We start from the raw sequence: 14,126 nt of genomic DNA, 5'->3' as shown, positions 1-14,126 counted from the left end.
GGGAGCGAGGTCGAGGTCAAGTCTGGGTTGACCGAGCTTTAACGATTTTGGAACAAGTCTTTCCTGATTGCAAACGCGAGCGATTATCTAAAGTACCCATCGGGCGGCGTGACAAATTACTCTTTGCCGCCCGTACTCTAACCTTCGGGCAACGTTTGCCGAGTCTTGTTGCTTGTCTGTCCTGTGGTGAGCAATTGGAGTTTGACTTCGAAGCAGCGGATCTGGGAATTTCAACTGATGTGAGTGGGCTAAAGATAGGGCCGGCAGAAGAAGAAAGAATGTTTCGTGAAGAAAAGTATACTGTCGATTTTGCTTTATTGACAAGCGCCGACTTGGGTGCGTGTCGCGCAGAAAAGAGACTAGAAGTAGTACGTAAAGAACTTGCACGACGCTGCGTTAGGCGAGCATGGCTGGATGGCCGGGAGATTCCGGCTGAAGAATTGCCGGAAAATATTATCGTCGCGCTATCCAAGCGCGTAGAACAGAGCGATCCGCATGCACTGATTGAGTTTGATCTGATCTGCCCGGCGTGTGGAGAGTCTTGGCAGAATCAATTTGATATTGTGACGTTTTTCTGGAAAGAAATTGAGTTCCAAGCCCAGCGTCTTTTGCGAGAAGTACATATGTTGGCAATGGCTTATGGATGGCCAGAGTCAGATATTCTCGCTTTGAGCACTACCCGCAGGCAATTTTACCTGGAGATGGTGACGAAATGAACGATTTTTTCACACAAATGGCATGCAAAACCCTTTTAGTCAGCTCTTCGGAAAGTTCATCCGCGTTCGCTTTGCCAGACCTGAAAGAAGGAGCCTTAGCCAGCTTAGCTTTTCAGCCTCAAATTGCCGCACCTCTGTTGACGCCAGAACCTGCCATGCTCGGAGAATCGAGAGTGGAGCTATTGGAGCGTAATGTAAGCGGTGAAGAAGAGGTCGAGCCTTCCTCTCTCGTGAAGAGGTCGAGACCACTTGTCCGTCGAGAGAAGGCGAACAGCGAATCTGATCGAGAAGATGAAGAATTTAGTGCTTTGCGGTCGGAAAGTCCTCGACATCACGAACGTATAACTACCGCTTCTCGACAATCAGCAGATCAGAAGGAGCGGCTGCAGTTTTCGGAAAGATTGCCAATTGTGCCGCAGCCAGCCAATGTCTTCTCTCCGAACACAGATGTGCAGAAGTCTAATGGTGTGCCGTACGAACAAGATCAGACTGAGCAACCGCAGCAGTTAATCAGGCCAGTAGGTATGATCCGGTTTGAGTCAGTCTTTTCGCCTACCTTGCAGGTACAGCAAAATCAAGGCGTTCAGCCAGGAGAACAACCGAGGCAGCCTGCAATGCGGGAAGCTGAATCCACAGCCTCCACAGCTGTACCTCATGTGATTAAGGTAAGCATCGGGCGTGTTGATGTTCGGGCGCTTGTTACGTCCACTCCACCACGTCAGATGTCTCAGATAACAGCGCAACGCTCTGCTTTGCAAGAGTACCTGGAAGCAAGGAATCAAGGAAAGCTATGAGCAATTTTCTTGCCGTAGCGACTGCCACCGCGACTCTGAAGAACCTGTTGCAGTCCACAATTGGGATGGATGAGCATGACGTGCAGGGGGTCACTGTGACTACACAGCGCCCGAAAAAAGAGATGCCTAGCCCATGTGTGAATATTTTTCTGTATCAGGTGACACCCAATCCTTACTGGCGTAATAATGATCTTCCGTCGCGGAATGCTTCTAATGCTAAACTTGTTCAACGTCCGAGGATAGCCCTAGATTTACACTACCTAGTTACTTTCTATGGAGAAGAAAGTCAACTGGTACCGCAGCGTTTATTGGGGAGTGTGATGCGCACCATCCATACATATCCGGTGCTCACTCGCAAAATGATTCAGAATACGATAAAGATGAGTCAATACCAATATTTGTCTACTTCCGACCTTGCAAATGAGATTGAACTTGTAAAGTTTGTGCCATTGACCCTTAACACGGAGGAGTTATCAAAGATCTGGTCTGTGTTTTTCCAGGTGGATTACGCACTCTCTATCGCTTATCAAGCTAGCGTAGTCTTTATTGAAAGCGATGATGCTATTGCTGCGCCATTGCCGGTGCGCCAGCCGGTTGTTACCGTTGTACCGTTCAATTATCCAAAGATTTACAAGATCAACCCACCAGCAATCGCCTACCACGCGGGAGCGCCGTTAACGATTCATGGGAGCAGTTTACAAGCAGGAAATCAGAGCAGCGTCACGCAGGTGGCTTTAGGCAACAATTTACTGACGCCTGATTTTCCTTTACATGCCGAGCGCCTTGTGGTTCATCTGCCGGACAATGCGCGAGCGGGGATCAACGCTGTTCAGGTAAGGCAACAGATCGACGTGGGCGATCATCAGCTGCGTCCTGGCTTTGAATCCAATGTCGCCACTCTAATTATTCAACCTGTACTAGAGAGCATCAGTTTCAGACAGATAAGCAATCCCGTTACCGTTTTACCAGAGATCCAGCATTTCGATGCTAACATTGCTCCGGCAGTTAGTGTGCAACAGCGTGCCGAGCTGCTGCTCAATGAGTTCGTTCCAATACCAGCTTCCAACACATCACCACCACAGCCGTTGACCTTTACAATCCCTGGACTGCCACGGGACACCGATAGCAATTCTTTGATCTTTGAGACGACGGGTATTCCTCCAGGAACATACTTGGTGCGAGTTAGGGTTGACGGAGCGGAGAGCAATCTTGAAATTGATACACGACAGGGGAGTCCGACATTCAACATGCCCTATAAGCCAACAGTGGAGGTTTTATGAGCAGAGTAATGATAAAGAATTGGTATGATGCCAATCAGGAGTATCTTTCGATCGCTCTGGCGAGCATGCGCAATAGTCTTGAGTCTTATTCGCTCGAGAAGGAGGAGAAAAAGGGCGAAAGCACGATGAACACGATCGGATTACGTTCTAGAAGAACACGCCCTACGTTCATTCAGCGTTTGATAAGTCAGTTCCGTCCTAATCACGTTGAACATGTGATTGATACTCCAATCAAACGACAGATTCTTCCTGTGAAAGAAAAAGTGCTTCCGGACATGACACCGCCTGCGGCTTTGGAAGCACTGTGCAGCGCGCTGCACTTGTCTCAGTTCGAACGTAATATCCTCCTGTTATGCGCTGGCATTGAAATGGACTCCCGTTTTGCGCGGCTCTGTTCGGCTATCCAGGGAGACCCTGCACGTTCATACTCAACCTTTAGTTTGGCCCTTACGCTTTGGCCCGACGGCCATTGGAGCGCGCTCACTCCGGAGTCTCCGCTACGCCGATGGAGGTTAATCGAGATTGGCGCAGGTCATGAATTGGTTTACAGCCCGCTGCGCATCGATGAATGGACACTTCATTACCTGGCTGGCACATCATACATGGACGAGCGCCTGGTTGGTTTGGTCGATCCTTTGCGAGATTCGGACACACTTGTACCTTCGCACGAAGCCTTAGTTGAACAGGTTACAGGTGCCTTGACTCAGACCAAAGGAGCGGCTGTCATCCAATTATACGGAGCTGAAAACGTCATAAGGCGTTCTATTGCCGCTAAAGCCTGTTCGCTCAAAGGAACCAACCTTTTTGTCTTATCCGCCGACCTCATCCCTACCTCGACGGCTGATTTTGATACCTTAATCTCTCTCTGGGAACGGGAGGCGTTACTGTCAAAATCCACTCTGTTTCTGGACTGCGACAGATTGGATGAGATGGATACCTCTCGGATAAATGCACTGATACGTTTGGTCGAACGGATGAATGCCCCGATGATTGTTTCCAGCCGTGAGCAGCGACGTACTCAGCATCGTCAGATGTTAGTACTAGAGGTTCAGAAACCTAGTGCAGGCGAACAAAAGTCTGTCTGGAAAAGTGTGATAGGAAAAGATATACCTGATGCGAGCGCTAAAGCTGATGCGCTAGTTTCTCAGTTCAATCTTGATACAATGACCATCTATTCGATCGGCGCCCAAGGTTTTGACCAGCAAGAGGCTCTCTGGGATGCCTGCCGCGTTCAAACTCGTCTGCGTATGAGTGATCTCGCTCAACGCATCGATTCACCCGCGACTTGGATTGATCTGGTTATACCTGAACCGCAGATGCAAATGCTGCGCGAAATCGTAGCCCAAGTACGCCAGCGTGGTGTTGTTTACGAGAACTGGGGGCTTGGCGCGCGCTCTAGCCGTGGCCTGGGAATCAGTGTACTCTTTGCCGGTCCCAGCGGAACCGGCAAGACCCTTGCGGCGGAGGTGCTTGCAAACGAACTCAGATTGGATCTTTATCGCGTCGATCTTAGTTCAGTGGTTAGCAAATACATCGGAGAGACCGAAAAGAATCTACGTCGTATTTTTGATGCTGCCGAGGATGGCGGTTCCATCCTGCTGTTTGACGAAGCCGATGCACTCTTTGGCAAACGCAGTGAGGTCACAGATAGTCACGATCGCTACGCAAACCTTGAGGTCAGCTATTTGCTGCAACGCATGGAGACCTATCGTGGCCTAGCTATTCTAACTACTAATATGAAAAGCGCTCTCGATCAAGCTTTTTTACGTCGTATCCGTTTTGTAGTGCAGTTTCCGTTCCCAGATGCCCAACAGAGAGCTGAGATTTGGCGGCGTATATACCTGCCGACCACACCCACTGAGGAATTGGATTTGGGGCAATTGGGACGCCTGCAAATCGCGGGTGGTAACATTCGTAATATCGCCCTGAACGCCGCCTTTCTTGCGGCGGACGAAGGGAAGCCTATAGGAATGACTCATTTGCAGCGAGCAGCCCAGAGTGAATTTGCCAAGTTAGAAAAGGCACTCGCCGAGATTAAGATTGGAGGTTTCTCAGATGCAACCAAGCATTGAGCTGCATATCGAGGAACTGGTTCTACACGACTTTCCTGTTAGGGATCATTCGCGTATCGGTACTGCAATTGAGCGTGAACTGATGCGCCTATGCATTGAACAAGGGGTACCACCCGAACTATTAAGGGGAGGCGAATTGGGTGATATCGCACCTGGTTCCTTCCATATGAACCAGGGAGTCATGCCAGAAGCGATAGGCAGAAAGATCGCACATGCGGTATATAGAGGCTTGAGTTTGGGAGCACAAAGCGTTTCCAAACCGTCTCGATACTCCAATTTGGGCAATAAAAACGCTGTTCAGACAACTCAGGGTTGGAGCAACAACGCAGGAGGGCAAAAACGATGAGCGACCAGACACGTATCTATACGAAAACTCCGCCGGCAAAATCAACTCAGTTAGAGTCAAACAAAGGGTTGCTACAGCGCAGTGCCACGCGAGCAGAGAAGCCTTCGGTAATCCCCCCGATTGTGCATGAAGTGTTGAAATCGCCTGGCCAGCCCCTGGAAGCATCCACACGAGCCTTCATGGAACCGCGTTTCGGCCATGATTTCAGCTGCGTACGCGTGCATACAGACGCGCGAGCTGCTGAATCGGCTCGGGAAGTGAATGCGCTTGCATACACCGTTGGACAAGATATAGTGTTTGGTGAGGGACAGCACAAGCCAGAGACGACTGCCGGAAAAAAGCTGATGGCTCATGAATTGGCTCATGTAGTGCAGAACAACAAATACACTTCTCTAACCCAATTCAATGTAAATCGCCCAGATGATCCTACTGAACGGGAGGCAGAGGCAATTACATCATATATTCTAACAACCTCTATCCCGCTTAATAAACAGAACTTTTCTCGTCCATCAGCTTTATTGCAACGAAAAGAAGCACTACAAAGCATCAATCCAGAAGTCTCCCAAACAACAATGCCTTCTGTAGATCCGAAAATCTCCCAATTACCATGGAATCACTATGTAGACTTGTTTGATGCAGTACATTACGATTTAGATTATCGTAGTTCTGGAGGAAGACTTTCTGAGTGGTTGCAGGTACTTTACCCTGACGGAATTGTAATTGATATCCATATTGATGATATTATTGAACAATCCATGACTTCAGAGAATGCTCGGAATGCTATGGCGCAAGGGCATGTCGGTTCCGGAAACCGTATCTTTCCACAAGTTATGAACTCTCGTACAACGCCCCGGTTATGGAAGGCAAAGGTAGAGGCTATAGAAATTATGGAAGAATCCAATATTCAATTCATGAAAGCGGCTTTGCCAGCTGTGATGTTTGTTATTACCATGCCAACGAGTGGAGCCATTAATGCCGAACCAGCAGAAGAATCGTCCTTTACAGTGGTGCGCAGTAAAGTTCCACGACAAAGTATCAGACGCGTATCTCCTTCGCAATCACAATCACAGGTTAAACCAACTGAAGTTGCACTTGAAAGTACCGAACAAAATATTGCAATGCTTGATAAGGAGAACGTCAAGGAAACTGTCACAAAACAACCTGTATCATCTGTCAAACAGAATAAGGGAAATGTATCTAAAGGGACTGTTAAAGGTGATATTGAGTTAGGAAAAAATGACTTAGATACTTTACGCAAAAAGTGGAGTGTTCCAGAGACTGATACAATTGCTATAGGAAGAACAGATGTAAAAGGGCTTGAAGGAAAAAGTTTTGAGGGTGGCTCACCAGTGGTCAGGAAGGAAGCGGGCCTTCCAGATTTGGATGATATTATGCCGGACCGACCTATACAAGCCCCAAGAAAAAGTCCACAATTTACGAGACATGCCGAAGAAGGAGTAATAAATGATTTCGTTGCTGCGGTTGAAAAAGCGGGACTTAAACCGGAAGAGGTTAAAGGCACATTTTATATTCATCAGTCTAATACCAAAGGTGTTTGTACAGCGTGTATACAAGGTATTTCTAACCCCAATGTTAAGCCGGGGATATTTATGCAATTGTCACAGAAGTATCCAAACCTTATTATTAAAGTGACCTCTGAAGTTGAAGAAGGAGTAAAAGCTGCTGGCAAATTAGACTTCATTCTCAAAGGTGGAAAATTAATCGAATAACAGGCAGGAGGTATTGATTTTGAGTAACTGGGCAGTTTTATCTTCGGATAAGCAAATTATTTATTATTTGGGGCTTAGCGAGTTTGTTATCCAAACTTTAAATGGAGATAATTACTATTTGGATGCTCGAAAAGCTTTGGATATTTGTTGGGAGTGGTTTGAAACAAAGACTCCCACAGGAGATGAAATATACACTTCGTTAGATGATGGTACAGAATTCGGAGGTTTATTTATTCAAATGCAAATGGATGAACAAGAAGAAAATGAGATGAAATGGGATTGTATTGTTGATGCTGTTTCATTTGTGAATAAACAAGCGTATATTTTTGAAGGTGCAAGGTATTTACCTGCTCCAATTGAAAATGTCGATGATGAGTTAATTAATCATTTTTTAGAGTGTTTTTATTGTATCAGTCCCAAAAACAAGGAAATTGCAGAGGATTACTTTGAGCACGTATTGCATGGAGATATAAGAACTAAATCTGATGCGGTTAATTACTTCGGTAAGTAATACAGGTGGTTTCGCTCAGTTCAAATATTACCTAAAAGCTCTTTATCTTACTGCCTTGACCGAGTGCTCGTCACTCAGTCAAGGTTTTTTTTGTGCCTATATTATCTATTCCCTGAACAATAGAATACGCTAAAAAACGAAACTATGCGCTAAAAATGCATGCTGAATCAGCAGATGATAAAAAAGGTTGTATTACGAATGCGGACACAGCTCATGCAAGTAATTAGAGTACGAAAATCAATCCCATCCGCAACCAAAAAACCGCCTTGGGGGGAAGATATCAGTCCGAAAGTAACAAACTTATCAAATTATTTTGCGACAAGCGATGGTTAGACTTTTTTTGAAGTTCTCTATACTGCATTTCAGGTAGCAGAAGAAGATAAGTGCGATATGAATATTCGTAAACTTTAGAACTATTTTGACCTTGATTGGCTTCGTTCCTTTCAAGGTATTTTTTTGGCGAGAGCACTAACCTAAGGAGTAAGATTCGCCAAGTATTCGTTTTAATCATTTTAGTACAAGTTTACTAAGATGCATGTCACGGGTGTTGAAAATAAAATAATTTTAGTAATTTCATAGCGGAGTATGGAAGATACTAAGACTTATCTCCTTGTAATATTTTGTGCATATAAAACAATATATAGGCCATAATACGTTTATTGTAATTTATGTAAAAAGGATAGCGAATTAAAAGGAGCTTCCCATGACCACATTCCCAGGCTCACCACGCATTCAAAAAGGCGGCATCGTGCTGCTTGACCCCGCTAGTGGCGCGGTACAGCGCATCATCGCACTGCAATATAATCCAGATACCTTGACGCGTACGCTTCAGATCCATGGAATCTCGGCGGAAGCGGGTGATCGTGTGGAGACAATGCGGCTCAAGGGGCCGCCTACAGAGATTTTTAAACTGGAAGCTGAGATCGATGCGACTGATCAATTAGAAATCGTGAACCAGACAACTGTCGATGTCGGGCTCTATCCGCAGCTTGCAGCGCTGGAGACGATTGTCTATCCGAGCAGCAGCACGTTGCAAGCTAACAACGTGTTAGCGGCAGGAGGCACGCTGGAGATTATGCCTGTAGAGGCGCCGCTGACTCTGTTTATTTGGAGCAAGAATCGAATTGTGCCAGTGATTCTGACCGAGTTCAGCATTGTTGAGGAGGCTTTTGATCCCGCACTTAATCCTATTAGGGCTAAGGTCAACCTTTCAATGCGCGTACTTAGCGTCAATGATGTCGGCTTCAATGAACGGGCAAGTAGTCTTTACATGGCCTATCAGCAACAGAAAGAGCGCCTCGCCAGCAGGAATACAGGTGCCAACCTGAGCTCACTAGACATCGGAACGAGCGCCTTTACGGTGTAGAACATGAAATTTCTGGAGAAGGGGCATTTATGATTAATCCAATGTTGTTAATCAATCCAGGATACTTTCCGCCAACCAGCCGCTATTACGGGATCGAGACGGATACATATCAGGCTTCAAATGGTACTAAGATCACGTACCTTCGCCGACGTTTTATACCTCAGCCAGATCAATTTGATCTGCTTACTGAGCATGTAGTTAAAGATGGAGAACGGTTAGATGTGATCACCGCTCATTATATGAACGATCCAGAGCAATTCTGGCGTATCTGTGATGCCAATAATGTTCTTGATCCTAATGAATTGACCGAGGTTGCAGGGAGAGTGCTGCGTATAACCCTGCCTCAAGGCATACCGGGGGCAAGAAATGCTTAAGGGCTTTTATCTCACGTTAATGATGGGTATGGGCGTACCCCAGGCGGCGCCGAAGGCCGTAGTTGACGCGCTGCTCAGCGCGGAAGTTACCGTCAGCTCTGGGCAGCGCAGCGGGTTCCAGCTGACCTTTGGACTGAGCAAGCTTTCTTTGCTGAACACGACACTATTGCCCAACGGCTATTTTGATCCTCCGACACGTGTGATACTGACCGTCACGGTAAACGGTACACCCCATGTCGTGATGGATGGTGTGATTACCCGGCATACCATTACGCCAAGCAGTGATCCGGGGAAATCCACCTTGATTGTCATAGGAGAAGACTTGTCCCGGATGATGGACTTGGTTGATTTTAGCGGGATTCCCTATCCTGCCATGCCCAACGAAGCACGCATTGCACTGATCCTGGCCAAATATGCTGTCTTGGGCATTGTCCCGTTAATCATTCCAAGCGTTCTCGTCAATGTTCCTATTCCAACCAAGCAAATTCCGCAGCACCAAGGCACTGATCTCCAATATATTAACCGGCTCGCGGGCGAAGTAGGTTATGTCTTCTACGTCGAACCGGGTTTGCAACCGGGGACGAATATCGCTTATTGGGGGCCGGAGATCAAGTTTGGCGCGGTACAGCCGGCTTTGAGCATCAATATGGATGCGCAGACCAATGTTGATTCACTGAGTTTTACTTTTGATGGCTTTTCCAGCGTGCTCTATGAATTGCTAATACAGATTCCTGAGACAAAACAAACGATTCCGATACCTATACCGGACGTAACACCGCTCAATCCACCGTTGGGTCAGAAAATTCCCCTGCCCCTACGGGTACAACGAATGCCACAGGCAGCAAAATACACCCCGCTGCAGGCTGCAGCGATTGGGCTAGCAGAGGTTGCGAAGTCAACTGATGTCATCACTGGCTCAGGCTCTTTGGATGTTCTGCGATATGGGCAGGTATTGAAAGCGCGCCAACTGGTCGGTGTTCGTGGAACAGGATCGACCTACGATGGTCTCTATTATGTAACCAGCGTGACGCATAGCATTAAGCAGGGTGAATATAAACAAAATTTCTCGCTGAGCAGAAATGCTTTTATTTCTCTACAATCGAGGATACCAGTATGAGTAAGGATACAACTCCCAGATTTTACGGCAAATATCGTGGTACAGTGATTAACAATGTAGACCCCGAGCAGCGCGGGCGGCTAATGGTACAAGTCATAGGAACCACTAACGTCATGCCTTCGACATGGGCTATGCCTTGCCTTCCGGTAGCCGGTGCACAGATGGGATTCCACGTTGTACCGCCAATTGGCTCGGGGGTATGGGTGGAATATGAACAGGGAGACCTGGACTATCCTATTTGGTCAGGTAGCTGGTGGGGTTCAGTGGCTGAGGTGCCACCTATGGCTCTTGCGGGTTTACCAACAATGCCAAATATTTTGCTCCAGACAAGCGGGCAAAATTTCATGGTGATCAGCGACCTGCCTGGAGGGCCGGGCATTACTCTCAAGGTCAATTCTGGGGCTATGATTATCATCAATGACGAGGGTATAGTCCTTTCAAACGGCAAGGGTGCAACCATTTCGATGATTGGCCCAACGGTATCTATTAATGGGACCGCTCTGACCATTACTTAGACGTGAAAGGAAACTGCAGAGTTAAAAGAGCGGGAGGTAAGGTTTATGACAGCATTTCTTTTTCACGTAGGCGCCAGTGCAATTTGTTCACATGGGGGTCAGGTATCTACTCTTTCGAGCAATAAACAGGTTCTGGTGAATGGTATGGCGGTCGTTGTGCAGAGCGATATCTCACAGGTTGCTGGCTGCGCGTTCACCGTACCACCTGGCAAGCCTCAACCATGCGTGACAGTGCGCTGGCTAACTCCGGCCGTAAGGGTTTTTATTAACGGCCAGCCAGCGATTCTTCAAAGCAGCTCGGGAATTTGTCAGAGTGCTGAGCAGATTCCGCAGGGGCCGCCAACGATTATCTCAACCCAGACGAGAGTGAGCGGTACATGAGAAAATTCGATTATCCACTGCACATTGATGGCCGGGGAAGAACCGCACATACAGATGACGATGATCATCTCCGGGATCTGATTGAGCAGGTGTTATTTACTTCACCTGGTGAGCGCGTGAATCGTCCGACGTTTGGCTGCGGGGTACTGCAGATGATCTTTGCACCCAACAGTACTGAACTAGCTGCGACCACGCAATTTTTAGTTCAAGGAGCCTTACAGCAGTGGCTAGGCGACCTTATAGAGGTGCAGGCAGTACAGGTCGATGCGCAAGAATCTACAATTGAAATTACGGTTCAGTACCTAGTGAGGAGGACGCAGAGACAGCAGGTGGCACAGTTTAGGCAGAGAGGTGGAGCATGAAATATTATTGCAGCAATCAGCGCAGGCGAGGTGTGGTTAGCAAACACGCTGAATTCAACGGCATAGACTTTTTGGAAGTTGTGGATGCTCGGGACATGCCCATTGCACAGCGCCAGCGAACGTTACATCTCCATTTTATCAATCCGCTCACTATCACGTTAAGCACTCAGAATTTTCTAATCTCCGGGGGCGAACGGATCAAGCATATAACCGTGACTGATGTAAGGCCAGGAGTCGATAATGCAATGCTGGAGATCAGAGTCTCCGAGCCAGGGGATTTCTCTACCTACACACTTTCCTTAGTGCAAGACACCGACCAACTCCAACCACCGGCTGGATTTGACGCTTTACTCTCATCCGTTGATTTTTCCTTTAAAATTGAATGTGCCAACGATTTTGACTGTAAACAGTCAGTGGTGTGTCTGCCGGAAATTCAGCAAGAACCAATCATCAACTATCTGGCTAAAGACTATGCCAGTTTTCGCCGCGTAATACTGGATCGATTGGCGATGCTGGTACCGCAATGGCAGGAAAGTCATCCCGCTGACGTGGGCATCACGCTGGTCGAATTGCTCTCTTACGTCGGAGATTATTTGAGCTATCAACAAGATGCTATTGCCAACGAAGCATATCCAGGAACCGCGCGGCGGCGGATCTCCATGCGCCGTCACGCGCGCTTAGTTGATTATCCAATGCATGATGGTTGCAACGCACGAGTCTGGGTACAAATTCAAGTGAGTAATGACCTGACCCTACCGGTTCATACCCAACTCCTCACCCGGAGCAGCGGCCAAACGAAAGAGCCGATAATTCAGATGGGTTCACGCGAATATAAGCAAGCGCTATCTGAGGGAGCCGAGGTTTTCGAAACTATGGAAGACGCCCCACTCTTCGCGGCCCACAATGTGCTTTCTTTCTATACATGGGGCGATAGAGAATGCTGCTTACCAGCGGGATCTACACGCGCGACGTTGTTTGGCAAGCTACCAAATCTACGAGTGGGAGATGTGTTAATTTTTCAGGAGAAGCTCGGGCCAAATACTGGGACTGAGGGTGATGCAAACCCCGCACATCGTTGCGTTGTACGTTTGACCAGCGTAACAGCCAATCACGATCCTCTTGGAGGCTTCTTTCTCACTCCTTCAAGTAGTGACCCGATCGATGTCACCGAGATTACCTGGGCCGAAGCTGATGCGCTGCCATTTACACTCTGTCTATCAGCTCGAACAGAGACGACGCATGGGAACAAATACGTTAACGACATCAGCGTCGCGCTGGGCAATGTTCTCCTAGCTGATCATGGGCGCACAATTACCCAATCTTTAGGACATGTCCCGCTAATGCAAATGGCGCGTGTGCAACCATCCGGCTCGACCAGCCAATCAGATGTTCCTGAGCTAGTTCCACCGCTTTTTCGCCCTCAGTTGCAGTACGGACCTCTGACTCAGAGGTGCCGAGTTAAACGAATTACCAGCATCGGGAAAACCGTGCTTTCGGCTGGGCGTCGGCACCAGCAGATTATATTTTTCGACCCGCTGGCGCCCGCCAGCTCGGCAATGCAATGCGATCTCAGGTTGGCTATGCCTGCGATAAGTGTCACCGATAGCTCAGGTGCTCCGTGGAATGTTCAACGAGACCTACTAGCCAGTCATACTTTCGACAAGCATTTTTTGGCGGAGGTTGAAGACAATGGCCTGGCCACCCTCCGTTTTGGCGATGATATCTATGGTATGCGGCCTAGGTCGGACATCGACCAGGGCAAGCCGTGTTGGGTGGCTACTTATCGTATAGGCAATGGCACGGCAGGCAACGTGGGAGCTGATACCATTGCGCAAATTATCTCCAACGACCCTTCGATCATTGCGGTGACAAATCCGCTGCCCGCACAGGGTGGAATCGATCCTGAAAGTATGGAGCATGTACGCTTGAGTGCGCCATTTGCTTTCAATTCCCAGGAACGGGCCGTTACTCTGGCAGACTATGCTGAGATAGCTCAGCGACATCCTGGTGTCCAGCGCGCGGTTGCGACGTATCGCTGGACGGGAAGTTGGCGCACTGTTTTTCTAAGCATCGACCGCTTTGGGGGGGGAGAGGTCGATACTGCTTTCATCTCGGAAATGCAGCAATTCTTGGAACGCTATCGAATGGAGGGTCAGGACATCGAAATCAATGGGCCGCGATACGTTCCGCTGGAAATCACATTGAAAGTCTGCGTAAAAGATGGCTACTTCTGGAATGATGTCAAGCAGGCGCTGCTTTCTGTTTTTAGCAATCGACTATTGCCCGATGGCAGGCGAGGCATTTTTCACGCAGATAACTTTACGTTCGGGCAAGATATCTATCTTAGCCCTCTCTTCGCTGCGGCACAGGACGTACCTGGTGTCTCTTTTGTCGAGATTACCACCTTTCAGCGATGGGGGCAGCCTGCTACAGATGCAAGCAGTGCCGAGATGCTCAAAATCGGAGCACTAGAAGTGGCTCGCCTGGACAATAATCGAAATTTTCCTGAACGCGGTATTCTGCATATAGAAAAGCTTTAAATATGAATCGTTCTCAAAGGAG

At 48.0% G+C, this 14,126-nt stretch carries 15 protein-coding genes; all 15 read left to right on the top strand.

Features of this window, described 5'->3' with window-relative positions; all coding sequences use genetic code 11:
• Window positions 1-47 precede the first annotated feature (47 nt).
• The 15 genes from BP95_RS0118360 (at window position 48) to BP95_RS0118290 (ending at window position 14,104) form a co-directional block, all read left to right on the top strand.
• Entirely contained in the window at window positions 48-716 is a 669-nt protein-coding gene (locus BP95_RS0118360; RefSeq protein WP_152523825.1) for a T4 family baseplate hub assembly chaperone, read from the top strand.
• Window positions 713-1,510, top strand: coding sequence for a hypothetical protein (locus BP95_RS0118355; RefSeq protein WP_028532942.1), 798 nt, complete (start codon window positions 713-715; stop codon window positions 1,508-1,510). Before BP95_RS0118360 ends, BP95_RS0118355 begins: the two co-directional genes overlap by 4 nt.
• Window positions 1,507-2,790: a Pvc16 family protein gene (locus BP95_RS30865; RefSeq protein WP_051614133.1), complete on the top strand. Its 1,284-nt coding sequence runs from the start codon at window positions 1,507-1,509 to the stop codon at window positions 2,788-2,790. The genes BP95_RS0118355 and BP95_RS30865 overlap by 4 nt, the downstream gene beginning before the upstream one ends.
• Entirely contained in the window at window positions 2,787-4,862 is a 2,076-nt protein-coding gene (locus BP95_RS0118345) for an ATP-binding protein (RefSeq protein WP_028532941.1), read from the top strand. Before BP95_RS30865 ends, BP95_RS0118345 begins: the two co-directional genes overlap by 4 nt.
• The gene (locus tag BP95_RS30860) at window positions 4,846-5,208 is read left to right on the top strand and encodes a hypothetical protein (RefSeq protein ID WP_036667269.1); all 363 of its coding nucleotides are present in this window, start codon (window positions 4,846-4,848) and stop codon (window positions 5,206-5,208) included. The genes BP95_RS0118345 and BP95_RS30860 overlap by 17 nt, the downstream gene beginning before the upstream one ends.
• Window positions 5,205-6,938 (top strand): eCIS core domain-containing protein, encoded by a 1,734-nt coding sequence (locus BP95_RS33615; RefSeq protein WP_051614132.1) that lies wholly within the window; start codon window positions 5,205-5,207, stop codon window positions 6,936-6,938. Before BP95_RS30860 ends, BP95_RS33615 begins: the two co-directional genes overlap by 4 nt.
• A 19-nt stretch (window positions 6,939-6,957) precedes the next feature.
• Entirely contained in the window at window positions 6,958-7,449 is a 492-nt protein-coding gene (locus tag BP95_RS30845; protein WP_051614131.1) for an Imm6 family immunity protein, read from the top strand.
• A gap of 159 nt (window positions 7,450-7,608) precedes the next feature.
• Complete coding sequence (locus tag BP95_RS34035) at window positions 7,609-7,782, top strand: Imm70 family immunity protein (protein WP_081819921.1); 174 nt, start codon at window positions 7,609-7,611, stop codon at window positions 7,780-7,782.
• A gap of 370 nt (window positions 7,783-8,152) precedes the next feature.
• Window positions 8,153-8,815: a hypothetical protein gene (locus BP95_RS0118320; protein ID WP_028532940.1), complete on the top strand. Its 663-nt coding sequence runs from the start codon at window positions 8,153-8,155 to the stop codon at window positions 8,813-8,815.
• A gap of 29 nt (window positions 8,816-8,844) precedes the next feature.
• Window positions 8,845-9,189, top strand: coding sequence for a LysM peptidoglycan-binding domain-containing protein (locus tag BP95_RS0118315; protein WP_028532939.1), 345 nt, complete (start codon window positions 8,845-8,847; stop codon window positions 9,187-9,189).
• Window positions 9,182-10,306: a hypothetical protein gene (locus tag BP95_RS0118310; RefSeq protein WP_028532938.1), complete on the top strand. Its 1,125-nt coding sequence runs from the start codon at window positions 9,182-9,184 to the stop codon at window positions 10,304-10,306. Before BP95_RS0118315 ends, BP95_RS0118310 begins: the two co-directional genes overlap by 8 nt.
• The gene (locus tag BP95_RS0118305; RefSeq protein ID WP_028532937.1) at window positions 10,303-10,821 is read left to right on the top strand and encodes a phage baseplate assembly protein V; all 519 of its coding nucleotides are present in this window, start codon (window positions 10,303-10,305) and stop codon (window positions 10,819-10,821) included. Before BP95_RS0118310 ends, BP95_RS0118305 begins: the two co-directional genes overlap by 4 nt.
• Before the next feature lie 45 nt (window positions 10,822-10,866).
• Entirely contained in the window at window positions 10,867-11,202 is a 336-nt protein-coding gene (locus tag BP95_RS0118300) for a PAAR-like protein (RefSeq protein ID WP_028532936.1), read from the top strand.
• Window positions 11,199-11,564, top strand: a complete 366-nt coding sequence (locus BP95_RS0118295) for a GPW/gp25 family protein (RefSeq protein ID WP_028532935.1) — start codon at window positions 11,199-11,201, stop codon at window positions 11,562-11,564. The genes BP95_RS0118300 and BP95_RS0118295 overlap by 4 nt, the downstream gene beginning before the upstream one ends.
• Window positions 11,561-14,104, top strand: coding sequence for a putative baseplate assembly protein (locus BP95_RS0118290; RefSeq protein WP_028532934.1), 2,544 nt, complete (start codon window positions 11,561-11,563; stop codon window positions 14,102-14,104). The genes BP95_RS0118295 and BP95_RS0118290 overlap by 4 nt, the downstream gene beginning before the upstream one ends.
• Window positions 14,105-14,126 lie beyond the last annotated feature (22 nt).

It is taken from the genome of Paenibacillus sp. UNC217MF (assembly GCF_000686865.1).
Lineage (GTDB): Bacteria > Bacillota > Bacilli > Paenibacillales > Paenibacillaceae > Paenibacillus_B > Paenibacillus_B suaedae.
This window is presented reverse-complemented; position numbering and strand designations above follow the sequence as displayed.

Coding starts and splice junctions, on each gene's coding strand:
- BP95_RS0118355 (WP_028532942.1), top strand. CDS start 713: ATGAACGATTTTTTCACACAAATGGCATGCAAAACCCTTTTAGTCAGC.
- BP95_RS30865 (WP_051614133.1), top strand. CDS start 1,507: ATGAGCAATTTTCTTGCCGTAGCGACTGCCACCGCGACTCTGAAGAAC.
- BP95_RS0118345 (WP_028532941.1), top strand. CDS start 2,787: ATGAGCAGAGTAATGATAAAGAATTGGTATGATGCCAATCAGGAGTAT.
- BP95_RS30860 (WP_036667269.1), top strand. CDS start 4,846: ATGCAACCAAGCATTGAGCTGCATATCGAGGAACTGGTTCTACACGAC.
- BP95_RS33615 (WP_051614132.1), top strand. CDS start 5,205: ATGAGCGACCAGACACGTATCTATACGAAAACTCCGCCGGCAAAATCA.
- BP95_RS34035 (WP_081819921.1), top strand. CDS start 7,609: ATGCTGAATCAGCAGATGATAAAAAAGGTTGTATTACGAATGCGGACA.
- BP95_RS0118320 (WP_028532940.1), top strand. CDS start 8,153: ATGACCACATTCCCAGGCTCACCACGCATTCAAAAAGGCGGCATCGTG.
- BP95_RS0118315 (WP_028532939.1), top strand. CDS start 8,845: ATGATTAATCCAATGTTGTTAATCAATCCAGGATACTTTCCGCCAACC.
- BP95_RS0118310 (WP_028532938.1), top strand. CDS start 9,182: ATGCTTAAGGGCTTTTATCTCACGTTAATGATGGGTATGGGCGTACCC.
- BP95_RS0118305 (WP_028532937.1), top strand. CDS start 10,303: ATGAGTAAGGATACAACTCCCAGATTTTACGGCAAATATCGTGGTACA.
- BP95_RS0118300 (WP_028532936.1), top strand. CDS start 10,867: ATGACAGCATTTCTTTTTCACGTAGGCGCCAGTGCAATTTGTTCACAT.
- BP95_RS0118295 (WP_028532935.1), top strand. CDS start 11,199: ATGAGAAAATTCGATTATCCACTGCACATTGATGGCCGGGGAAGAACC.
- BP95_RS0118290 (WP_028532934.1), top strand. CDS start 11,561: ATGAAATATTATTGCAGCAATCAGCGCAGGCGAGGTGTGGTTAGCAAA.